The sequence below is a fragment of the Streptomyces sp. NPDC020845 genome (assembly GCF_044334165.1).
Taxonomy (GTDB): domain Bacteria; phylum Actinomycetota; class Actinomycetes; order Streptomycetales; family Streptomycetaceae; genus Streptomyces.
On record NZ_JBIRSJ010000001.1, the window covers coordinates 454,199 to 476,615 of the forward strand.

At 67.9% G+C, this 22,417-nt stretch carries 17 protein-coding genes and 4 pseudogenes; 9 read left to right on the top strand and 12 right to left on the bottom strand.

The window, feature by feature from the left end; genetic code table 11:
- Window positions 1–13 precede the first annotated feature (13 nt).
- From ACH4U7_RS01810 to ACH4U7_RS01840, 7 genes are all read right to left on the bottom strand, one after another.
- A complete protein-coding gene (locus ACH4U7_RS01810; RefSeq protein WP_398526052.1) occupies window positions 14–1,075 on the bottom strand; it encodes an LLM class flavin-dependent oxidoreductase in 1,062 nt (353 codons plus the stop codon).
- Window positions 1,072–2,142 (bottom strand): methyltransferase, encoded by a 1,071-nt coding sequence (locus ACH4U7_RS01815; protein WP_398526053.1) that lies wholly within the window; start codon window positions 2,140–2,142, stop codon window positions 1,072–1,074. Before ACH4U7_RS01815 ends, ACH4U7_RS01810 begins: the two co-directional genes overlap by 4 nt.
- A 12-nt stretch (window positions 2,143–2,154) precedes the next feature.
- Window positions 2,155–3,423 carry a kynureninase gene (gene kynU, locus ACH4U7_RS01820; protein ID WP_398526054.1) on the bottom strand — a complete coding sequence of 423 codons (1,269 nt, stop codon included), beginning with the start codon at window positions 3,421–3,423 and terminating at the stop codon, window positions 2,155–2,157.
- A 15-nt stretch (window positions 3,424–3,438) separates the two neighbouring features.
- A complete protein-coding gene (locus tag ACH4U7_RS01825; protein WP_398526055.1) occupies window positions 3,439–4,257 on the bottom strand; it encodes a tryptophan 2,3-dioxygenase in 819 nt (272 codons plus the stop codon).
- Between the two features lies 1 nt (window position 4,258).
- The gene (locus ACH4U7_RS01830; RefSeq protein WP_398526056.1) at window positions 4,259–5,113 is read right to left on the bottom strand and encodes an alpha/beta hydrolase; all 855 of its coding nucleotides are present in this window, start codon (window positions 5,111–5,113) and stop codon (window positions 4,259–4,261) included.
- Window positions 5,110–6,864 carry a polyprenyl synthetase family protein gene (locus ACH4U7_RS01835; protein ID WP_398526057.1) on the bottom strand — a complete coding sequence of 585 codons (1,755 nt, stop codon included), beginning with the start codon at window positions 6,862–6,864 and terminating at the stop codon, window positions 5,110–5,112. The genes ACH4U7_RS01830 and ACH4U7_RS01835 overlap by 4 nt, the downstream gene beginning before the upstream one ends.
- A gap of 434 nt (window positions 6,865–7,298) precedes the next feature.
- A complete protein-coding gene (locus ACH4U7_RS01840) occupies window positions 7,299–7,790 on the bottom strand; it encodes a MarR family winged helix-turn-helix transcriptional regulator (RefSeq protein ID WP_398526058.1) in 492 nt (163 codons plus the stop codon).
- Window positions 7,791–7,985: 195 nt separating this feature from the next.
- Between ACH4U7_RS01840 and ACH4U7_RS01845 the strand changes: the two genes are divergently transcribed.
- The 3 genes from ACH4U7_RS01845 to ACH4U7_RS01855 all read left to right on the top strand — a co-directional run bounded on the left by ACH4U7_RS01845 (window position 7,986) and on the right by ACH4U7_RS01855 (window position 12,848).
- Window positions 7,986–9,281 carry an amidohydrolase family protein gene (locus ACH4U7_RS01845; protein ID WP_398526059.1) on the top strand — a complete coding sequence of 432 codons (1,296 nt, stop codon included), beginning with the start codon at window positions 7,986–7,988 and terminating at the stop codon, window positions 9,279–9,281.
- Between the two features lie 125 nt (window positions 9,282–9,406).
- Entirely contained in the window at window positions 9,407–11,926 is a 2,520-nt protein-coding gene (locus ACH4U7_RS01850; RefSeq protein WP_398526060.1) for a tetratricopeptide repeat protein, read from the top strand.
- A gap of 100 nt (window positions 11,927–12,026) precedes the next feature.
- Entirely contained in the window at window positions 12,027–12,848 is an 822-nt protein-coding gene (locus ACH4U7_RS01855; RefSeq protein WP_398526061.1) for an APH(3'') family aminoglycoside O-phosphotransferase, read from the top strand.
- Window positions 12,849–12,982: 134 nt separating this feature from the next.
- On the opposite strand, the gene ACH4U7_RS01860 is transcribed toward ACH4U7_RS01855, so the two are convergent.
- Window positions 12,983–14,314, bottom strand: coding sequence for a phosphatase PAP2 family protein (locus ACH4U7_RS01860; protein ID WP_398526440.1), 1,332 nt, complete (start codon window positions 14,312–14,314; stop codon window positions 12,983–12,985).
- A 522-nt stretch (window positions 14,315–14,836) separates the two neighbouring features.
- Window positions 14,837–15,370 carry a hypothetical protein gene (locus ACH4U7_RS01865; protein WP_398526062.1) on the bottom strand — a complete coding sequence of 178 codons (534 nt, stop codon included), beginning with the start codon at window positions 15,368–15,370 and terminating at the stop codon, window positions 14,837–14,839.
- A 50-nt stretch (window positions 15,371–15,420) separates the two neighbouring features.
- On the opposite strand from ACH4U7_RS01865, the gene ACH4U7_RS01870 reads away from it, so the two are divergent.
- Window positions 15,421–15,774 carry a hypothetical protein gene (locus ACH4U7_RS01870; protein WP_398526459.1) on the top strand — a complete coding sequence of 118 codons (354 nt, stop codon included), beginning with the start codon at window positions 15,421–15,423 and terminating at the stop codon, window positions 15,772–15,774.
- A 176-nt stretch (window positions 15,775–15,950) separates the two neighbouring features.
- Here ACH4U7_RS01870 and ACH4U7_RS01875 read toward each other — a convergent pair.
- A pseudogene (locus ACH4U7_RS01875) lies at window positions 15,951–16,154 on the bottom strand (3-hydroxyacyl-CoA dehydrogenase); the annotation flags it as partial.
- Window positions 16,155–16,241: 87 nt separating this feature from the next.
- Window positions 16,242–17,741, bottom strand: coding sequence for a tryptophan 7-halogenase (locus tag ACH4U7_RS01880; protein WP_398526063.1), 1,500 nt, complete (start codon window positions 17,739–17,741; stop codon window positions 16,242–16,244).
- Between the two features lie 145 nt (window positions 17,742–17,886).
- On the opposite strand from ACH4U7_RS01880, the pseudogene ACH4U7_RS01885 reads away from it, so the two are divergent.
- Together ACH4U7_RS01885 and ACH4U7_RS01890 are read left to right on the top strand one after the other, a co-directional pair.
- Window positions 17,887–18,141, top strand: a pseudogene (locus ACH4U7_RS01885) (acyl-CoA dehydrogenase family protein); the annotation flags it as partial.
- A gap of 27 nt (window positions 18,142–18,168) precedes the next feature.
- A pseudogene (locus ACH4U7_RS01890) lies at window positions 18,169–19,001 on the top strand (hypothetical protein); the annotation flags it as partial.
- On the opposite strand, the pseudogene ACH4U7_RS01895 reads toward ACH4U7_RS01890, so the two are convergent.
- Window positions 18,976–19,606 (bottom strand): annotated as a pseudogene (locus tag ACH4U7_RS01895) (O-methyltransferase). The pseudogenes ACH4U7_RS01890 and ACH4U7_RS01895 sit on opposite strands and share 26 nt — an antisense overlap.
- Before the next feature lie 162 nt (window positions 19,607–19,768).
- Here ACH4U7_RS01895 and ACH4U7_RS01900 point away from each other — a divergent pair.
- The 3 genes from ACH4U7_RS01900 to ACH4U7_RS01910 all read left to right on the top strand — a co-directional run bounded on the left by ACH4U7_RS01900 (window position 19,769) and on the right by ACH4U7_RS01910 (window position 22,400).
- Window positions 19,769–20,125 (top strand): hypothetical protein, encoded by a 357-nt coding sequence (locus ACH4U7_RS01900; RefSeq protein WP_398526064.1) that lies wholly within the window; start codon window positions 19,769–19,771, stop codon window positions 20,123–20,125.
- Window positions 20,126–20,256: 131 nt separating this feature from the next.
- The gene (locus tag ACH4U7_RS01905; protein ID WP_398526065.1) at window positions 20,257–20,421 is read left to right on the top strand and encodes a hypothetical protein; all 165 of its coding nucleotides are present in this window, start codon (window positions 20,257–20,259) and stop codon (window positions 20,419–20,421) included.
- Window positions 20,418–22,400, top strand: coding sequence for an HEXXH motif domain-containing protein (locus ACH4U7_RS01910; protein WP_398526066.1), 1,983 nt, complete (start codon window positions 20,418–20,420; stop codon window positions 22,398–22,400). Before ACH4U7_RS01905 ends, ACH4U7_RS01910 begins: the two co-directional genes overlap by 4 nt.
- Window positions 22,401–22,417 lie beyond the last annotated feature (17 nt).

Below are 22,417 nucleotides of genomic sequence, written 5' to 3' on the forward strand. Positions count from 1 at the left end.
GGGAGGGTGCAGGCTAAGCCTGCCGGAGCCTTGGCATGACATGTTCGGCGAACAATTCGAGCGAGCCGCGTGCGAGTTCGGGATCGATGTCCGAGAAATAGAACTGGATACTGGCCGTCTCGAAGCCCCCGCACGCCGCGTGATAGTCGAGCAGCATCGTGGTGATCTCGTCGGGTGAGCCGACGAGCGCGGAGCCGCGCTCATGGAGCCGGTCGAAGTCGTCCTGACGCAGCTTTTCGATCATCTTCTCGTAGCCGGGATAATCGGTGCTCCGGACTCCGGTGGTCCATTCGCTCGCGGCCTCCGCCAGCATTCGCAGATAGCGATTGATCGGTTCGCGAGCGAGGGAGCGCGCCGTTTCGCCGTCGGCCGTGCACAGCATATGGAACGCGAGCATGACGCGACCGTCGCCGGGGTGCCCGGCCTCCTTCCACGCGTTCCGGTAGACATCGAGGTTGTCACGGAGCGAATGGGGAACCACCGGCTGGGCCATGATGCCGTACCCGAGCTCACCGGCGAGCCGGAAGCTCTCCTTCGAGGACAGGGCGGCGATCCACAGCGGCGGATGGGGCCGTTGCGTAGGCCGGGGGAGGGATGTGGTCGGCGGGAAGTGGTGGAACCTTCCGTGGTGGGCGACCTCCTCCTCGGCCAGCAGCTCCCGGACGACCCGTATGCCTTCGTCGAAGCGACCCCGGCTCTCATCCATGTCCACGCCGAACCGCTGGAACTCATGGGGCAGAAAGGCCCGCGCGAACCCTATCTCGGCACGGCCCCCCGAGATGGCGTCCAGCATTCCGATCTCGCCGGCCAGCTTGAGCGGATGATTGAAGGCGGGCAGCACCGCACCCGTGATCAGTTTCAGCCGACGGCTGCGCTGGGCGGCAGCGGAGAGAAAGACGATCGGGTTCGGGGAGTATCCGCCATATCTGCGGAAATAGTGCTCGACGATCCGCACATGCTGAAACCCGAGCCGGTCGCCGAGTTCGACGAAGTCGAGGCAGCGCGCGTAATACTCGGCGGCGCCCCGGTCGCGTTCGTCGACATCGGGGAAGAAAGCCAGGCCAACGTCGATCATTTCACCCCTCCGGGTGCGCCGGGTGTGCGTTTCCTCGCCGCGATCAGGCCGTGCGGAGTCCAGGTCTTCCCGGGCAGTCGCACCACCTCGCAGAACCCCGCGTCGGCCAGCCACTCTTCGTACTGCGCCCAGTGGTAGATCACGCTGTTTCCCGTCGGCAGCGTGGCGAAGTAGACGTTGTCGAGTGCGGCGTACAGCGGGCCGTCCCCGGTGTCGTCGGACATGGCGCTGAAAATCAGCACCCGCCCGCCGTCCGGCAGCGCCTCATAGGCCTTGCGCAGCAGCGAGCGGTTCTCCTCGGGCGACCAGATGACGAGCTGGTTGGCGAACAGCAGACAGTCGTGTCCCGTCGGGAAGGGATCGGCGAACATATCGCCCTCGACGACGCCGACGCGATCACTCAGACCCTGGAGCTGGATCTTGTGCTGCGCGATGGCCGCCGTCCCGGGCAGATCGAAGACGGTGAACGCGACGCCGGGGTTGGCCATGGCCAGCGCGATCGAGTTGACACCGTCACCGCCGCCGATGTCGAGGACGTTTCCGACCCCGGAGAGGTCGGCGTTCTCCACCAGGATCGGATTCGACAGCGTCGACCAGGACTTCATACAGCGGTAGAAGAGCTGCGACAGCTGGGGGTGGCCGGTCAGCCGCCGGTACAGATCGTCCCCGTCGCCCGGGATGTGGCGCAGCCCGACATTGGTGTTCTGCCGGAGCGAAGCTACGAAATCGAGGGCGGCGGGGCCGGTGACCTTCTGCTGGAACTCGGCAAGGTCCTCGAAGATGTCCCAGGTGCCCTCCTGGAACAGCTCCTCGACCAGTTCACCGTTGCGGTACCGGCCGTCCGTCCGGACGGTCAGGCCGAGGGCGGTCGTTCCGAGCAGCAGGATCTGCACCGGCCGCGCATCCAGGCCCAGCTCCTTTGCCACCTGCGACGGGGACAGCGCGGGGCGCCGTCGCAGCAGCCTGAACAGCCCCAGCTCACAGCCGGCGTGCAGCATCTGGAACGCGCCCGCGCCGAACAGGATGCCGACCAGGTCGTCCTTCGTCAGTGGGCTCTTGGCGGTCACCGATCATCCCTCTCAGGTCACACGGGACATGTCGACGGGCAGTTGCTCATAGCCGCGGCTCTCGACGAGGGCGCGCAGCCGGTCGAGGCCGTCCCAGACGTCGACGAAGCGGGTGTACAGCGGGGCGAACCCGATCCGCAGCCGATCCGGGGGACGGAAGTCGCAGATCACCTTCTTCTCCGAGCGAAGGCCACGGGAGATACGGGACGCCTCGGGGTGCGCCAGCGCGATATGTGAACCACGCCGGGCCGGGTCGCGCGGAGAGGCGAGCCGGAAGCCGTGCGGCGCCAGCCACTCCTCCGCCAACTCGACGGCGTATGAGCCCAGTTGGACGGACTTCTCGCGTAGCCGGCTGATCGGCACCCGCTCGATGACGTCCAGCGCGGGCTGGATCGCGGCCAGGGAGAGCAGCGGGGGAGTGCCGACCAGGAAGCGGTCGATGTCGCCCACCGGGTCGTACACCTCACCCATCCGGAACTGGTCGCGCTGTCCGAACCATCCCCAGATCGGCTGCCGCAGTTGTCGTTGGAGGTCCTTCCGCACATAGAGAAAGGCGGGTGATCCCGGCCCACCGTTCAGGTACTTGTACGTGGAGCCCACGGCGAGGTCCGCCTGGGCCGCCCCGAGTCGCACCGGAATCACACCGGCGGCGTGGCTGAGGTCCCACAGGACGAGTGCCCCGGCGCGCTCGGCTGCGCCGTTCACGGCCGCCATGTCGAGAAGCGCCCCGGAACGGTACGAGACGAGCGACAGCACCACCAGGGCCACGTCGTCGCTCAGCGCCCGGCGCAATACGTCCAGGTCGAGCCCCTGATCGGGATCGGAGCGCAAGGTCACCAGGCGGAGCCGCCGCTGCTCGGCCAGGCCCTGCAGGGTGTAGCGGTTGGTGGGGAAGTCGTCGATGTCGGCCACGATCGTCCGGCGCCCCGGCCTGGCGTCCAGCGCCGCGGCGGCCAGCTTGTAGAGATTCACCGATGTCGAGTCGGAGATCACCACCTCGCCCGGTCGGGCGCCCAGTGTGTGGGCCGCGAGCCGGTCGCCGAGTTGCCGGCTCCAGTTGATCCAGGTTTCCCAGGAGCACACCAGCCCCGCACCCCAGCCGTCGTGCACCACCTGCCCCAGAAAACCGGCGGTGGCGGTCGGCAGTCGGCCGAGTGAGTTGCCGTCGAGATAGATCGTCTCCGGCTCGGGGCAGACGAACTCGTGCCGAAACGCCCGCAGTGGGTCGGCGGCGTCGAGGTCCGCGGCCGTGTCGCGTGCCACCTTGGTCTCTATGCTCATGCCGTCGTACCTCCCTCACTCACCGGTGGACCTGATCGACCAGAGCTCAGGGAAGAACCGGTGTTCCGCGATGGCGGCGAGCCACGGTGACCCCTCGGTCCCGCCGGTGCCCGGCCTGTTCCCCAGCAGCCGTTGCACCGTCACCAGGTGGGTGTAGCGCCAGCGCGCGAACAAGTCGGCCGTGTCCATCAGCGCCTCCGCGAGCAGAAACAGATCGGGATGGCGGCCAGGCTGCTCGTAGATGAGCCGCCAGGCGGCGGCAACCCTTTCGTCCGGCTGGTACGGCAGCGAAAAGTCGCGGTTGGCGTGGACCGACGGGATGTCCAGGCCGCGCCTGGCCAGATGGCGGATGGCCTCGTCGTACAGGCTCGGCTCATGCAACTGGGCCAGCACCTCGCTGTATCTCGACGTGTTCTGGTGGGGCCCGAGGAGTTGGGGGTTCTTGTTGCCGAGCAGGAACTCGAGCCGGCGGTACATCACGGACTGAAACCCGGACGCGGGGCCGAGCGCGTCCCGGAACGAGGCGAACTCCCCGGGGGTGAGTGCGCCGAGGGCGTCCCAGCAGGACAGCAGCAGCTGTTGTACGCGCCGGGCGCGACGCAGCGTCCACAGCACCTCGTCGAGCCGGTCCGCCGCGAGGTGGTCGCGGGCCGTGCTGAACTCCGTATGGCAGAGTTTGAACAGCAGTTCCTTGACCTGGCTCAGGATGATGAAGCCGGGCTCGGTTTCGGCGCCGGTCCGGGGATGCTGCAGCGACAGCAGGGTGTCCATGCGGGCGTACGCCGCATAGGGCGTCTCGCCGTCGCTTGCGGGCTGGTGGCCGTTCGGGCGCACGCTATCCCTCCTCGATGTCATCGATGCGCGTCAGTACGGCCTTGCCGAGTGCGGTGTGCGGATTCCCCAGGTCGTAGGGGAGATCGAAGTGGTTGCGCGTCGGGCATACGAGCTCGGTGACCGTGTTGTGCCGCCGCAGCAAGGCCGTCATGGTGTCGTGCTGGCGGATGAACTCCCCCGTCTCACCCGCGCCGCGGGCGATGACGATCGGCGGAAGCCGCTCGGGCAGATGATGGATCGGGCTGTTGCGCAGCGCGGCATCGGCATCCAGCCCCAGGGCGTCATTCACATACGTATGGCGCAGCGGCTCCAGGTCATAGATACCGCTCAGCAAAGTGGCGCCCGCGATCCGCCGTGCGTCGTCCCGGATGAGCGCCATCGCCACGAGGTGTGCGCCCGCGGAGCTTCCGCTGAGATGGATCCGCCGTGGATCGATTCCGAAGCGAGGGGCGTTGGCGTGGAGCCATGCCACGGCCTCACACACCATCGTGACGATCTCATCCAGGGAGTAAGCGGGCGCCAACCCGTACCCGAGCGCCGCGAAGGCGATGCCCTCGGCGATGAAGTCCGGGGCCGCGAAGGCTGACTGCTCCTTCGTGACCTCCTGCCAGTAGCCGCCGTGTACGAACACCTCGAGAGCCGATGCGCCGCCCTCCACGGGGAACAGGTCGAGCCGGGCTTCGGGAGACGCGCCGTAGCGGAGGTCGGTGAGCGGGGTGTGCTCGTTGTGCGCGGCGGCGCTGAGGGTGGCGTACTCGTTCAGGTAGAACGGCAGGCTCGGGACGACGGAGCTGGGCGAATACTCCCGGTTGAGATCCGAGCGGCTGAAGCCCAGGTAGCTGCTGCCGTTGCTCATGCGCCGACCCCGTGTTCCGTGCATGCGCGCTGAAACAGCTCGACGAACAGTGGCTCTATGGCGTCCCTGCTGGGCTTGTAATGACTGCCGAAGCGCCGGTGATACTCCTCGAACCATTCCTTCCGGTCTTTGAGGAACAGAATGTCGTGCAAGGCCATGGGCCGGATCGCCACCAGCGGCACCGGTGAGCGATTGACCGGAAACCCGGGATTCCTGGCGGCCGGCTCCTCGCACAGAGGGTGGAACTGACCGATCATCATGCCTCGACGCACCGCCGTCGACTTGACGGCCCGATGTGCTTCATCGAGCAGATGGCACTCGGTCGGCGCCAGATCGGGCATGGCCACGAGCAGGCTCCGTAACGCCGGGTTCGAGCCTTCCCACTCGATCAGATCGAACTCGTCGAGCGCATGGCGGACCATATCGATGACGGTCCCGACGACGGGGGCCGACCCCACCGTTCGCACCCGCATCTCCAACGACCCCGCCCGCAGCGACGGCGCCACGAACGGGCACACGGCCCCGCCTCGTCCGAGACGATCGTTCGGTTGGGCGATGTATCCGTTCAGCCAGTCGTGGATCAGCGCCTTCGTCGTGCCATACGACGGAAGGGCCTCCGAGTCGGAACGAACGCTGCCGGACCGAGCGGTGCCGGACCGAGCGGTGCCGGACCGAGCGGTGCCGGGCTGTGCCCGCAGTGCGGGGTGCTGGGATGCGAGCCGGTCGACCAGGTTACGCAGATAGCGCCCGATGATCGGCGCTCGATGGGCAAAGGACGGATGTGACTCCACAGCGCGCAGGGCGTCCGTCACATGCCGCTGTGCCACATCCGCAGCCCGGCTGATCGCTCCGGACTCATGCATGAGGGAAAGAATTTCCTGACACCGGTCGGCGGAGAGTGGCTGCTCGCGCAATGTCGGAAGCATGCGATCCGGAAAATCCTCGATGGCATAGATCACCGGGAGTGTGTACACGCCGTTGAGCAGATCTTTCGCGACTTGCTTTCCGGTTTCCTCGCTGCAGATGTCGAGGATGTCGTCCCAGATCTGAAACGCCATGCCGAGGTTGTGACCGAAACTCTCCAACGCGTCCTGGACGTCGTTGTTCGCATTGCACTGCAGTGCGCCCATCGTGGTGGCCGTCCGCATCAGGCGCGCGGTCTTTCCCGAGACGGCGGTGAGATAGTCCTCTTCGGTGCGAAGAGGATCGAAGAGCTGACTGGACTCGAGCATCTGCCCCACGCATACGTCGATCAGCGTTTCAGCCATGGACATCATGCGCGAAGCGCCGAGGGAGGCTGCGGCCTGCATACAGCGGGCGAGGAGGTAGTCGCCGGTGAGCAGTGCGATGGCGTCCCCGTATTTCGCGTTCGTGGTGGACCGCCCGCGCCTGATCTGCGCATCGTCGATCAGATCGTCGTGGTGAAGAGTCGCGATGTGCAGGATCTCGACGGCGGCAGCCGCATCGATCACGCGGTGGTGCGTGGCCGCGCCGGTCTCACCTTCGAGGAGATACGAGGAGAGCAGAACAAGAGTGGGCCGCAGAAGGCGACCCGTATGCTCCACGGCATACATGATCGGGTCCTGAATTTTATGATGTGGCGGCGCTACCAAAGCGCGTAGTCGCTCTCTGACCTGCGCCAAGTCTTTCTGTAGCTGTTCTTGAACCTGAGCGAGTCTGTCGTCGAGCGGATATTCTTCTGCGATCAGAGCCGGAGTGTCCATCATCGATACTTCCTTCAGCTGCGACACCGTGGAAGTCGTGCCACGGGCCAGCGGGCATCGACAAGACCGCGCCAGGGTGTGGTGATCGTGGTGCGGGAAATCAAAGAAAGCGTTTTGGCAGGATTGTTGCGGCTGTGTGCGGCTGTGCGCCCCCCTGTGCGACCCACGGCAAGAATTCTCCGCCCCGGAGTTGCGGGCTGTCATTGACCGTCGGCGCACAGACCTTTGGCATTCCGCGCAACGGCGTCCGCAAAGGCGGACGCAGCGCGTCGGCGTGAGCGCGTCGTTCCGTATTCCGTGGCGTCCAGGGTGTTGTCGGCCCGAGCATCCTCGGGATCCTTCGGCGCCCCCCACACGCCGGTCCTGTCAGCTGCATCGCTCCGTATCCGGGCCGGTTGACGGGCAGGTCGCCGCCGGGGCAGAAGATTCCGGGCTCGGTCCGCAGCCTTCGGCAACACTCGTCAGGCGGCGTCGTTGCCGGTGTTCTCGCTGCGGCGCGGCGGCTCGATGCGGTTGATCGTCTGCTCGCTCCAGGCTCGGACAGCCGCGGTCTGCTCGGGCGTGAGCGGGTCGAGGAAGTGACGGCGGATGTTGCCGGCGTGTACGAGGATGGCGCTCTGCGCGGCGCGGCGGCCCTTGGCGGTCAGTCCGATTCCGGTGCGGCGGCCGCTGGCCCCGCATTGGGTCCGCTCCACGAAGCCGCGGTTCTCCATACGTGTCAGCTGGTGTGAGACGCGGCTCTTCTCCCAGTCGAGCGATTCGGAGAGCTCGCCGACGCGCATCTCGTGCCCGGGCGTCTGCCACAGGGTCACGAGCACGCTGAACTCGGCCTTTGAGATACCGCAGTCGCGCTGCAGACCACGATCAAGCTCCCGGGCGAGCAGGCGCTGCGCGCGCATCCAGGTGTCCCAGAGCTCCCACTCCTCGGGTTCCAGCGCAGGGGTCTCGGTCATGGCGCGAATCATACGGTGCAAGGGAGTTGACGCGTCAACTTCGCACCCCTAGGGTCCTTGTCGCACGGTGTTGACACGTCAACTTCTTCGAAGGAACGCCATGGCACTTCGCATCGACATCATCCTCAGCAGCAGGCGCCCCGGACGACGGGGCGAACGCATCGCCTCCTGGGCAGTCGAGGAGGCGCTGACCCGATGAGGACGCTGTTGCGTGGCGGCATGGTGGTCAGCGTGGATCCGACCGTCGGCGATCTCCCGCAGGGCGATGTGCTGATCGAGGGCGGCCGGATCGCCGCGGTCGCCGCCACCGTCGACGCGGCCGACGCCGAGGTCGTGGACGCCACGGGCAAGATCGTGATGCCCGGCTTCGTGGATACCCACCGGCACACCTGGCAGACCGCGTTCCGCGGCATCGGCGCGGACTGGACGTTCGACCAGTACCGCGTCGCCATGCACGGCACGCTCCGGCCGCACTACCAGCCGGAAGATGTGTATCTGGGCAACCTGCTCGGCCGGATCGAAGCCCTCAGCTCGGGCGTCACGACCATGCTCGACTGGTTCCATTGCTCTGACCGCCCGGAGAACGCCGACGCCGCGATTCAGGCGCTGCGTGAGGCGCCCGGCCACTCGGTGTTCTGCTACTGCGCGGGCGCCGCTGATGAGCCGGACATCGCACCGGAGATCAGGCGCGTGCGGGCGCAACTGCCCGACGACGGCATGGCGCTGGGCCTGCGCGGGCCGCAGCTGACCACCATGGACACCACCGCCACCGATGTCGCGCTGGCGCGGGAACTCGGCCTGCGGGTGAGCGTGCATGTGCACGGCGCCACCGGTTGGCCTCGTGGTAGCCGCCCGATCGCGGAGATGCGTGACCGCGGGCTGCTCGACGACCGTACGACCTTCGTGCACTGCAACGGCATCTCCGACGACCAGGTGGCGATGATGGCCGATGCGGGCTGCTCGGTGTCGATCAGCCCGGACGTCGAGCTGAAGATGGGTTTCGGCCGGCCCGAGACCGGCCGGATGCTGGCCGCCGGAATCCGCCCGTCACTGTCGATCGACGACAGCCCGTCCGCGGGCGGGGACATGTTCGCCACCATGCGTACGGCGTTCGCCGTGCAGCGCGGTCTGGACGGTGGCCTCACGGCGCGCGACTTCGTCGAGTTCGCCACAGTGGACGGCGCCCGAGCGTGCGGACTTGACGCCCGTACGGGCAGCATCACCGTCGGCAAAGACGCCGACCTGATCCTTCTCGACGCCGAGGATCCCTCGGTCTTCCCGGTCAGCAACCCTGTCGGCACGGTCGTGGCGGCCGGCCACCCCGGCCTGGTGGACAGCGTCTTCGTCGCCGGAAGGGCGGTCAAACGGGACGGTCGGCTGCTCGGGGTGGACCTGCCGACGTTGCGCGCACGGCTGCTGGAGTCGCGCGACCGGATCGCCGCGGCCGCCGGCATCGCGGTCGACGGATCGTGGGTGCCCCCGACACAGTGAGTGCGTGGAGGCGGTGATCAGGCCGCGATCGGGGCCGCACCGAGCGTCGTTGTCAGATACGACACGGCCGCACGACCGCATCCCGGGCTGGCCGCGGGGTGTTGTGGTGCGCTAGAAATTCCGTCATGGGGGATGCCCGCGACGAGTTCAGCGGAACGGATTTCGGCCCGGTCGTTCAGACGGGCGGCATCAGCAGTGTTCTCGTCACCGCCTTCCCGGCTTCTTCCCGGGAGGCTGACGGCCTGCCGCCCGGGCCGGATGTTTTCGTCGGCCGCGCACACGAACTTGAGGCGCTGCTGGCGGACCTCAGCCCCCGAAAAGCTCCTAAGGCTCCTAAGGCCCCCAAGGCCCCGAGAATGCCTCCGCATGTGCGTACCACGCGCGCGGCCAGGCGGCAGGCGCAGCGGGCCTGGGCGGCAGAACACAGCGTGCTGGTGTTGTCCGGTCCGGCCGGGGTGGGGAAGACGGCGCTGGCGCTGCGTGCTGCCGGGGAGGCGGTCCGGCGCCACTGGTACGTCAAGGGCATCTACGTGGATCTCGGCCGCGCCGCGGAAACTTCGGCGGAGACCGCCGTGTTCACCGCGCTGGGCGGCCTGCTGCACTCGCTGGGAGTGTCTGCGTCGCAGCTCGCGGCGGCGGCCGACGGTCGCGTGGCCCAGTACCGGTCCGCGGTGAGCGCGCTGGCCAAGCGGGGCAAGCCGGTGCTGGTGGTGCTGGACAACGTTTCCTCGCCGGCCGAGGCGGAGCCGTTGCTGCCGCCGCATCCGCGTAACTGCGCGGTCGTCCTCGGCCGACACCGGCTGACGGGCGGCGCGTTTGCGGGGGCGTGCCATCACGCTCTGGGCCTGCTGGAGCCCTTGGAGGCCGTCGAGTTCGTGGAGCGTGCGCTGGCGGCCGCGGACGAGCACGACCGTCGGGCGGCCGCCGACCCGGAGGCGGTCCGCGCGCTGTCAATGGCCTGCGGCCGGCTCCCGCTCGCCCTGGACCTGGCCGTTGGCCAACTGGTGACGGACCGACGGTTGCCGGTGCCAACGCCGGCCGACCGGCTGCAGGACACCCCGCGACTGTCGGCGCCGGATCTGCAGGCGGATCCTGTCCGACCGGTATTCGCATGGTGCTACAGCCGACTGCAGACCGGACCGGCCCGGCTGTTCCGGCTGTTGTCGCTGTACCCCGGTGCGCACTTCGGAGCTGAGGAGGCCGCGGCGCTCGGTGGACTGCCGGTTGCCGAGGCGGCGGACGGGCTCATGGAACTGTCCCGGGCCCGCATGCTGGCGGCAAGCGGGCCGAGGTTCGGTGGTTACCGCATCCAGGGCCTGCTGTCGTCCTACGCCACCGATCTGGCCCAAACCGAGGAGTCCTGCATACAGCGCAAGGACGCCGTCGAGCGGCTGCTGCGGCTCCACGTAGCGGCCACCGCCGAGGCCGATACGTGGCTGGACCCGGCCGCCGCACCCGCGGAGGGCGACCGTTTCACGGGCGTTGGGGAAGCCGTCCGATGGCTGGACGAACACCGCCCGATCCTGATCGAGTCGGTGCGGACCGCGATGGCCCTGGGATCACACGGCTTGGCCGTACAGCTGGCCCTCGGGCTGACGAGGTATCTGGAGCTGCGCGGTCGCGCAGCCGACCGGATGGCCGTCCTGGAGCCGGCCGCGTCCGCGGCGCACTCGGCGGGGGACCGGGGCGCGGAGGCGGAATGCCGGCGTCGGCTGGGCCATATCCACGCCCAGTCGTTCAGTGTTTCGTCCGCCCTGCCGTACTACGGCAACGCCATGACGCTCTTCCTGCTGGCCGGTGACGCCAGCGGGGCCACAGCGGTGGTCGGCGACGTGCTCGCGCTCCTCGACCGATACCGTGCGCGCGAGCGGGACACCGCCACTTTGATCATCCGGTACGAATCGGGGCTGGCCATCTGCCGACGCGGCGGCGATCCGGCCGCGGTCGCCACCATCCTCGACACCCTGGGCAACCTCCACCAGCGCACAGGCGCTCACCACCGGGCGGCCGGCTGCCACGCCGAAGCCCTGGGGCTCCGCGAGCAGACGCACGACCCGGGCGGTGTCGCCGAGTCGCTGGCGAACCTCGCCGACGCGCAGCGCGCCGGTGGCGACGAACAGAACGCCGCGGCGAGTTACGAGCGGGTGGCCGGGCTGTTCCGCGACCTGGGAGACAGCCGCCGGGAGGCCCAGTCCTGGGAGAACCTTGGCCTGGTGCATCTGCAGGCGGGTCGCATTCGGCCCGCGCGGCAGGCGTTCGAGCAGGCTGCTGAGGCATTCGACCGGGGAGGTCTGGTGCAGGACGCCGCGCGGGTACGCGGCCGCCTGCACCAGCTCCGCGGCTGGGGCTCTCGCCGCCGGGCCGTCGATGCGGCCCGGAGGCAGACCGCCCATGCGCCTGACAGCCAGGGGGTGTGGCGCGCGAGTGGTGAGGGTGGCCACCATGGGGCCGCGGGTACGGGTGGCCGGCGCCCGGACCACGCCGACGCCGATGTGTCCGATGTCCCTGATACGGATGGTGTCATCGACTTCGCCGTGCTGTGGACCGTAGCGGACTTCGGGCTGGACTACGGCGACGACACTTTCGACGACGGACTCGGCGATGACTTCGACGACTCCGACGACTTCGGCTTCGACGACGACTAGGCCGTTTCGCACGGAACACGCCATGCCGCACGCCGGATACGTGGCAGGAGCGGAAAATATGGCCGACGGCTGGGATGCCGGGCTGGTTAGAGTGGCCGCTATGAGTGATCACTCCGGATCCCAGGTCGTATCGCCGGTGCTGCTCGGCGTGGATGGCGGCGACTGGTTGCCTGTCACCGCGGGCGAGTCGGGAGCCTCCGTCTTTCGCAGTGCGGACGCCACCCGGTACGCCAAGTGCGTACCCGCTGCGGATGCGGCCGGCCTGGGGGCCGAGCGCGACCGGATCGCGTGGCTCAGCGGTCAGGGCGTACCGGGCCCGCGGGTGCTCGAGTGGTACTCCGGTGACGCGGGCGCCTGCTTGGTGACCAGTGCCGTCTCCGGTATACCTGCCGATCAGGTATCCGCTGGGGATCTGCGAGTCTCCTGGGGACGTATCGCGGACGCGGTCCGGCGACTGCACGGGCTGCCCGTGCCGGAGTGCCCATTCCGCCGGGGCCTGGACGCCATGGTCGCCGTGGCGAGCGACGTCGTGGCCCGTGACGCCGTAAACCCGGAGTTTCTTCCAGTCGAGCAGCAGCACACGCCCGCCGCGGAGTTGCTGATCCGTGTTACCCAGCAGGTACCCCGCCGACGGGAACAGGAGGCCGCCGACACGGTCGTGTGCCATGGGGACCTGTGCCTGCCGAACATCATCCTCGACCCGCAGACCCTGGACGTGTCGGGCTTCATCGACCTGGGCCGCCTCGGACTAGCCGACCGCTACGCCGACTTGGCACTGCTGCTCGCCAATGCGCGGGAGACATGGACGGACGAGGAGCAGGCACGGGCAGCGGACGTGGCGTTCGCCGAGAGGTACGGCATCGCGCTGGACCACGACCGCCTGCGCTTCTACCTTCATCTCGACCCGCTCACCTGGGGCTGAACGATCCCTGAGGAGCCTCGCGTGGGCCACCTCCCTACGGTTCGCATTTTCGGCCGTCTGCCGGAAAGCGGGCTGGTCACGTCCTTCCGGGCGTGACCAGCGAGATTCATCTGGCCTGCGACGGGCAACACGATTCAGACCAGTTCGGGTTGCCGTTCCGGTTGCGGCGCTGGTGTGGCCTTAGTTTCCCACCGTTTGGTGGTCCGTACGTAGCCGTAGATCACTGAGGTCATCGCCAGAATGAGAAGTGGCCCGAACACCCACGGATATTCGGCCATCTCCATCGGCAGATAGCGATACGACAGCAATAGCGCGGCGAAGACCGTTGTGCCATAAGCGACCAGCTGGATTCCTGACCGGTCCCAGCCGCGTTCGTGCGAGCGCAGAGCTGCCTCGATTGTGAGCGTGAACACCACGCCGGCAATGAGGTCCACGCCGTAGTGGTAGCCGAAGCCCAGCGTTGCGCCGAGCGTGGCAATCAGCCAGAAGGTGCCCGCGAATCGCAGAATTCGTGGGCCCTTGCGGGAGTGAATGAAGATGGCGGTGGCCCACGCTGTGTGCAGGCTGGGCATGCAGTTACGAGGGGTGATCGCGTCGTATGGCACCGGGTGCGGGGTAGCGATCGGCGGCGGCGTGTCCGGCCACAGATCGGCCACCGCCCAGTGCAGGCCGCCGGTGCCGTAGGCGCCCGGGCCATAGGCGAAGATCGGCCCGACCACCGGGAAGATCATGTAGATGGCCGGTCCGACGAGGCCGATCACCAGAAAGGTGCGCACCAGATAGTGGCTCGGGAAGCGGCGCTCGACCGCCACATGGCGCAGTTGGTACAGCGAGACGACGACCGCGGCCACCGCAAGCTGTATGTAGACCCAGTCGAGAAGGTGGGTGCCGATCGGGTCGGTGGCCCTGACAATCCGGCCTACCACCCACGACGGGTTGCTCAGCGCGTGATCGGCGGTTGCCACGTACTCGTCGAGCACGTTCGGGCGGGTCTTCGACGTGATGAGGAGCCAGGTGTCGCCGGTCTTGCGGCCGGCCACCAGCAGCAGCCCGAGCCCGACGCCCTTCAGCAGCAGGGCACGTTCCCGGCCGGTGCGGCGCGTGACAGCGATGACTCCGTAGCCCAAAATCACCCACAACGCGCCGTTGCCGAAGGGGTGGCCCTCAGTGATCTTGGCGCCGACCGCCCACCGCACCAGCACGAAGACGATGTCGATGCCGATCGCGACACCAGCCGCGATGAACCGTTGCCGCCAGGTGAGCACCACCATCATCAATGCCATACTGGCGTACAACAGCGGCCCCGATTTGGGGGCGAATATCACCTCTTGCGCCTGGGTGGTCATCGGCCCCGGTAGGCCGTAGTGACGCGCGGCGATCTCCAGCGTGATGAGGAATCCGAGGGTCACCACGCCCGCCGTGGCCCACAGTATCGCCCGTGGTTGACGCAACGCGGTGAACGTAATTCTGCTGTTTATTCGCGAAAATATCCGCGATGATGTCGATATCAATTGTTTGGCCGATTTGATAGGTTTTGGTTGAGTAGGTGACTCATCGTGCTGGATGGTGTGGTTTTCCGGTGCAGGACGGGCGATGAGGGGATCGTCGTAAGCCCGAACATGCTACCGGAGCGGTACGCCTGGGTTTCGCTGGTCACGGGTGGCGCGAAGGGCGAAGTGTCAGGGGAGCCATGACCGTCGTACGAGACGGACTCCGGGGGGCGGCACGGAGCATGCGCTGCGACGCGGGAACCCGCGGCATTGCCGCACGGCCGCAGTGCACACAGTGTGCCCTTCATCCGCCGAGCATTGCTCATCTCGTGCGTGTGCTTTGTTCGCCGGACTGTCCAGTCTCTCCTGGAACCCATTCCGACGGGGAACACTTCTCTTCGCTCCGAGTCCTCACCAGCTACTAAGGAATTCCGATCCATTTCCAATCCGGCCAGTCAGGATTACACGCCCCCGGAGCTTCGGTCCGATTCCCTGGTTTCAGTCGACGTCTCCGGCGAGATCAGTTGCGATTTCTTGAAGGTGCTCGTCGTGGAGCGGGGTAATTTCCTTCCGGGTGAGCCGGAGAACTCCCAGCCGACCGAGATGTATATCAAGGGCCGGTACGAGAACGCGGGTTACTGGTATGACGGCAGCACGGGTAAACCGTTCGCACCGGGCGTCTATTACTGGGTCGGTGGGAATACCCGCTTCTACGGTGCCATGCGGCCCCGTTTCCGGCGCAGTGACTTCACCGAAGTGGAACACCACGAGGGTGTCTCGCGTGCCTGGCCTTTCAGCTATGACGATCTCAAGCCCTTTTACACCTCCATGGAGCAGCTGCTCCAGGTGCACGGGCAGACCGGCGAGGACCCCTGCAGATGCTGGGCAAGCTGCAGGCCTCATGCTCAAGCCCGTTCGTTCGTGGGAGCCGATGTGGGCCCTGAAGTTCATGTCGGACAGGAGCATCGACATCTGTCTGACGACGGCATTGGGGGTGTTCCTGTCGCAGTATCTGCAGATCAGCCTCGGCAAGTCGCCGACGGTCGCCGGGTTGATGACACTGCCGCTGGAAGGCGTTTCTCGTGGCCGGAGCCGTGCTGATGACCGTCGGGGTGCTGTTGTTCAGCTTCATCGACGCACACACCAACGTGCTGCTCCTGAGCGCCTACATGGTGGTGTTCGGCGCCGGTATCGGCCTGCTCCTCCAGAACCTGGTCCTGGCCGCGCAGAACGAAGTGGCCGCGAGCAACCTGGGCACCGCCACCTCGACCGTGAGCTTCTTCCGCAGCGTGGGCGGCGCGATCGGCGTCAGCGCCCTCGGCGTGGTGCTCGCCAACCGCGTGACCTCGAGTCTGCAGGACCGCTTCGGATCGTCCGTCACGGGAGACTGCACCATGAAGCTCCCCGATCTGGCCCTGCGCATGGCGCCACGGTGATCTGACTCCGTATCCGAGACGGGATGGGATGGGGCCCGGCCGACCGGCCGGGCCCCATCGCAATGCGTCACTGAAGGCGTCCAGGGGGAACGGGCCGTCCTGCCGACGGACTTGACGGCGTTGCCGGTCCCGGCGCAGTTCACCGCGATACGCAGCGTGCCCAGGCTCGCGGCGAGCTCGATCGCGGCGACATCCTCTTCCCTGATCACATCGCCGGGAACACCAACGCGCTCACCCAGCTCCGCCGCGATGTCCTTGCCCCGTGCGGATCGGGCGAGGATGACCACCGACGCGACCCGGTCGTGCAGGTTGCGTACTGTCGCCAGGCCAAGTTCGGACGCACGGCCGATGACCAGCGCGACACTTCCCCCGATCCGCACGTGTCACTCCAGTTCTGTGTTGTGGCCGTTGCTCTGCCGAAGTTGTCGTGCCGGTCGTACTGGTCGTGCCGTGGCGGTGTCGTACGGTCACTGGGTCGGTGCGTGTACCCAGCTCAGCCCGTCGGGCGAGGGGATCAGGCCGCCCTCGAACAGCGGAGCCTCGTCCTCGGCGTCCTCGCCGAGCAGCGCCTGTATCTGGACCTTGGAGCCCTCGACCATCGCCTCGCGGACGACCGACGAGTTCACCAGGTTTCCCCAGCCGCCACCGTTGGTGCCGCCCATCTGGTCGACCGCGTCGGAGAATTCCTTGGTGTGCGACTGCATGCGCTCCGCCAGCGCGTCGGCCGAGGTCAGCGCGGCCTCCCCGGAGGAGACACCGCCCACCAGGTCGACGAACGACTCCAGCTCGGGGCGGGTGGCGTTGGTGACCTTCTTCGCCTGCCAGAAGTAGGAGTTCTCGTCGCGGTGCATGTCGTAGAAGGAGACCAGGAACTCGTAGAACACGCTGTACTCGCGGCGGTAGCGCGCCTCGAACTCCTGCATCGCGGCCTTCTCCTCGACCACGCCGTCCAACACGCTGTTGATCGACCGGGCGGCCAGCATGCTGCTGTACGTGGCCAGGTGTACGCCCGAGGAGAACACCGGGTCGACGAAACAGGCCGCGTCACCGACGAGCATCATGCCCGGGCGCCAGAACGTCGTGTTGTGGTACGAGTAGTCCTTGCGGACCCGGATCTGCCCGTACTGGCCCTCGGTGACCCGCTTGGCGGGGGAGAGGAAGTCGGAGATCTTCGGGCACTCGTCGATCAGCGCCTGGAGCGCCTTCTCCGGGTCGCCCTGTATCTTCTCGGCCATCTCCCGGCGGACCACGGCGCCGACGCTGGTCAGCGTGTCGCTCAGCGGGATGTACCAGAACCAGCCGCTCTCGAAGGCGACGCAGAGGATGTTGTAGCGGGTGGGCTCGGGCAGCCGCTTACCGCCCTCGAAGTAGCCGAACAGCGCCAGGCTGCGGAAGAACTCCGAGTACTCACGCTTGCCGCCGGCCCGCTTGTACAGGCGGCTCTTGTTGCCGGAGGCGTCCACGACGAACTTGGCCACCGCGTGTCGCTCCACGCCCTGGCTGTCGGTGTACCGCACGCCGCTGACCCGGTCGCCGTCCTCGACGACGTCGATGACGTCGCACTCCTCACGCACCTGCGCGCCGACGCGGCGGGCGTTTTTGAGCAGGATCTCATCGAACTTCGAGCGCTCGACCTGGTAGGCGGTGGACGTCGGACCCGCCATCTTCGGCGACACCGAGAACGAGAACGTCCACGGCTCCGGGTTGGCCCCCCAACGGAACGTGCCACCACGCTTGAGCGGGAAACCCGCCTTCGCCAGCTCGTCCGCGGCGCCGGTCAGCCGACAGATGCCGTGGATCGTCGACGGCAGCAGCGACTCCCCGATCTGGTACCTCGGGAAGGACTCCTTCTCCAGGACGAGCACCGAATGGCCCTTTTTGGCCACGAGCGCGGCCAGTGTCGAACCGGCTGGGCCGCCACCCACCACCACTACGTCGAATTCTTCGAAATTATCCGCGTTATCCATGTTGTCGGCGCTATCCGTGTCTTCTGCGTGACCCACGTGCTTTCCCCCTGGTTCTCTCGCTGAGCATGGCGATGTCGTATACGGAGGGCGGTGTCGGGATTAAGTCTGCTGCTCCGATCTCATAATGCCGGAAGGGCAGACGGAAGAGCACGCCAGCGCCTGCTGGAACGCCGGGTCGCCGGACATGGCGGTCGCGACCGTGCTGGCCAAGCACGTCGCCGCGACCAAAGCCGCCACCTCCGCCGCCTCGGCAGTGCAGGTGCTGGCGTCGGCGGCCGCCCGCGACGGACATGTGGTCGCCCGCGCCTACCGGGACGCGAAGCTCATGGAGATCATCGAGGGCAGCAATGAGATGTGCCAGCTGATGCTGGCCCAGCACGCCCTCGCCACGGCGGATTGAACGAATCGGGGAGGATCCGTGCAGGACGACCTGGCCTGGGCCAAGCTGGAGGAACTCGGCGTCGCCGAGTACTTCGTACGGCCCCGGATCGGTTGGGGCCCCACGCCGGAGTCCGTGCGCGCGATCGCCGACCGGCTGCGGTTCGCGCACCGCGTGGTCGCCTTCGTCGACCGGTGGACGCCCGGCGGCGCCGCCAGATGTACCAGGCCGGCTTCGAACGGCAGGCGGCCCAGTCCTCGTTCACCGGCCCGACGGAGGAATTCCTGCGCTCGCTCGACCTGCGGATGCGGATCGAGCGGGCGACCGACGAGCAACCGCTCCGGGTCGAGGAGCTGACGCTGCGCACCAGCCGGATGAACGCCACCGGGGTGCACTACTCCGACGCCGCGCTGCGCGGGCTGATCGCCGACCCGCACACGAGGTCCTGGTCGCCTCGCTGACCGACCGCTCCGGGCCGCATGGCGCGATCGGCGTGATGCTGCCGGCGACCCACCCGGGCGCCTGGCATCTGAAACGTGCCGGGTGGTCTCGTTCGGCGCCGGGGCGGCGATCATCAACGGGCCACCGACCAGGCGGCGCGCGCCGGGGCGCACCTGGTCGCGGCCTTCCGGCCGACCGATCGGAACCGCATGGTGGAGATCGCCTACCGGTTCGCCGGCTTCGGCGACGAGAGCTGCGACTGCCTGGGCGTGCTGCCCGAGACGGACGTCGACGGCCCGCGGCGGCTCCACCTGGCCGCGGACCGGCGGGAGCCGCAGGCGACGATCGACCTGACCGCCCCGGACCTGACCGCGGAGCGCATGGCCCCCGCGGACGGCCGGGCGGCGGCGGACGTCAGGGCCGCTTCCGCACCAGCGTGATGCCGTCGGCCATCGGCAGCAAGGAGATGTCGGCGCGGTCGTCGTCCCGCAGCGCGGAGTTCAGCTCGCGGACGGCGACCGTGTCGGGGTCCTGAGCGGCAGCGTCGACGACCCGCCCGAAGAAAAGCGTGTTGTCGGCCACGATGAGACCACCGGGCCGAAGCAGTTCGAAACACTTCGCGTAATAGGCGCGGTAATTCGCTTTGTCGGCTTCTATGAGAGCGAGGTCGAAGGCGCCGGCTCCGCCCTCGTCGAGCAATGTCGTGAGCGTTTCCGTGGCGTCGCCGATACGGACCTCGATTCGATCGGCTACGCCGGCCCGCTTCCAGTACTCGGTGCCGATGTCGGGCCATTTGGTGCTGATGTCACAGGTGACCAGACGCCGCCGGAGGGCAGGGTGCGCGCCATGCACAGCAAGCTGTAGCCGGTGAAAGTCCCGATCTCCAGCACCTCGCGGGCTCCAGTGATCCCGACCAACAAGCCGAGGAGCTGACCTTCTTCGGCCATGACCTGCATCGCCCGCCCCATGGGCAGTCCGTCGGTCAGCTCGCGCAATTCACGAGAACGTCGTCCTCGCGCAGCGACACTTCCCGGATATGGGACATCAATTCCGATGGGAACTTCACCTGATCTGCCGCGACTTCACGCTAACGGAACCGTTCGGCGGTGTTGCTGAAAAGTACGACAACGGATCGGTTCGTGAAATCGTTGTTGGGCTTCGTCATCGGCGATAGAGTCCATTTCCGGGCGTCGAAGGGGGCGAACGGATGCCGGAGCGAGGACACGGCGGGGGTCAGGGCCCACAGCCGCCCGCGAGGCCGGGCGCCCGGCCCGGCCTCGAGCAGCGCAAGCGACTGGTTCTGGCGCTGGAGGCGGTCCCGGTGATGTCCGATCCGGCCGCACGCGCCCAGGTCCTCGGACTGCTCCCACCCGAGATCCACGGCAGTCTGCCCCGATCGCCGATCACCCGGGTGGACCTGGTGGGCGTGGTGGAGACCTGTTTGGCCTTTCCCGGCGGTCTCACCCTGCTGTGGCAGGCCGTCGAGATGGTGGACTCCGGGTCGTACGCGCTGGGCGAGTTGGCCGAGTTGCTGGCCGAAATGCCGGGTTTCGATGCTGGTTGAGTATGTGGCCCTGGTGAAAAGGTGTCCGAGACGCGGCTACCCGTCGCTCCCGCGCTGGGACATGATGGGCGGACGGGAGAGGTCAGGCCCGGAATCGGGGAGGTCAGCACGGGATGGATCGGCCTGGGACCGTGATCGAGTCGGAACTGCTCGATCTGACGGGTGTCAGTTTTGAGAACCTACGCGCACATCGTGGTCTGGAGTGGGATCAGATCGAAGCGCAACTGCTGCGGAAGCTGTGCGGTTCGGGCGCTTTCGTTGCCGCTGACACCAAGACCCCCAATTGGACCATGTGACGCCAGTCGGCAGCGGCGGCGAAGATCCTTTCCGGCGGCACCGTCCTCCGACTTCGGCGCGCGCTCCGCGGCATGGGCTTCCCCCGCGCCACTTCGACGCCCTGGCCGCCGGTGGCGGTGGGGCTGCGGTCATCGCCCACCTCTGGGACGCGGAGCGCAGCCATCGGCTGCTTCTGCTGGGACTGCTCATGACCATGGCGGCCGACCGCCCGGATGCCATCGGCGCCCTGGAACACCTCGACCACGCATGGGAACTGCTCAGCCGGACCGAGCGGCTGAGCCGCGCGGTGACCGACGACCTCCTGCTGCTGCCGGAGACCGGCGTCTGGCTCCAGCACACGCTGCGCCGATTACGTGAGGATGGGGTTCCGCCGGACGAGGATCCGCCCCTGTGGGTGGACACCGGGCAACTGCATCTCATCGCCGCGGCTTCCGCGATACGGACCGGCCTGTCCTTCTCCCTCCACCTCCCCTCGCGTTCAGGGACGGTCTGGCTGCCCTCGCTGGGCCGCGCCACCCTCCCCGGCTCAGCGGGTCCGGGGGCCGTACAGGCGGACTTCGACGGCACTGCGCTGACGCTCCGCCACGGCGGCGAAACGCTCCACGTGGCCTTTCCCTGCCGACAGGCCGCCCCCGGATGGCAGCCGCCGACCACGTTCGTACTCGAACTCCCCGAAGGGCCGAAAGAGGTTCACCTCAGCGACTTCGGCCCGTTTCGCATCTTCCCCGCGGACCCCGCCGCGGAGCATTCGCCGTCTCCGGGCGAGAAGGCCGACCGGTGGGGTGAACTGCTGCATCGTGCCTGGCGGTTGCTGGGGCGTGCGGATCCGCAGGCGGCCGAGGACGTCGCCGCCTGCCTCCGCTCCATCGAGCCGCTGCCCGCGTCGACGCCCTTCCGCTGGCACAGCGCCACCATGGGCGGCGGCATGGGTGGCCTCGCCGCCTCGGAACCGACGGCGGTGGAGCCCGCTGCCGCGGCTCAGTTCGCGGCGATCCTCACGCATGAGACCCAGCACAGCAAACTCAGCGCCTTGTTGCATATGTACTCCCTGCACACACAGGAGAACCGGCCGCGGCTGTACGCGCCGTGGCGGGACGACCCGCGGCCACTCAACGGGATGTTGCACGGGGTCTACGCCTTCTCCGCCGTGGCCCGGTTCTGGCGCGGGTATGTGCTCGGCGGTGGTGCGCCGCCGGACGAGGCGGCGCTGGCCCAATTCGAGTTCGCCCTGCGCAGGGAGCAGTTGCTGCGGGTGCTGCCTCCGTTGGGCAAGGATCGGGAGCTGACCCGGCTCGGCCGCCGATTCCTGGGGCAGCTGGCCGAGACCGTGTCGGACTGGGCGGACGCCCCCGTCCCCAAGGCGCTTGTGGGCGAGGCCGAGCGGGTGGCCGAGGACCACGCCGTGAGCTGGCGGCTGCACCATCTCGCACCGGATCCCTCGCTGGTGGCAGAGCTGGTCGAGCACTGGACCACGGGCGGCCACACCGGCCGCCCGTTTCCGCGGGTCATCCCCTGGCAAGGCTGCCCGGCGCCGCGCCTGGTGCCGGACCTCACCGCCAGGAACCTGGACGCCCGGGCCGTCCTCACCCGGATGCGGCTCATGGAACCCGCACTCGCGAAGCTCCGAGCAGATCCCGAGCGCCTTGCCGCGACCGTCGAGGGAGCCAGGCCCGCCGATCTCCTCCTGGTCACCGGGGACGCCACCGCCGCGAGGGAGCTGTACGCGCGGGAGATCAGCGCCGGGCCGGGCCCGGCGCCCGGCGGCGGGGCGGTCTTCCACTCCACCGCCGGCGCCTGGGCGGGGCTGCGGGTCGCACTGGACTCTTCCGGCGGGCACGGGGCGGCCGGCCTGGCGCTGCTTCGGTGCCCGGAACTGGTCCGTGCGGTGCACCGGGCGATCGGGGACACGACGGGAGAGCCCGCGGACCCCGTCGCGGTCGCCGCATGGATCGGCCGTGCGTCCGAGTCGCCGGCCTGAGGCCGACGCCCGGCTCG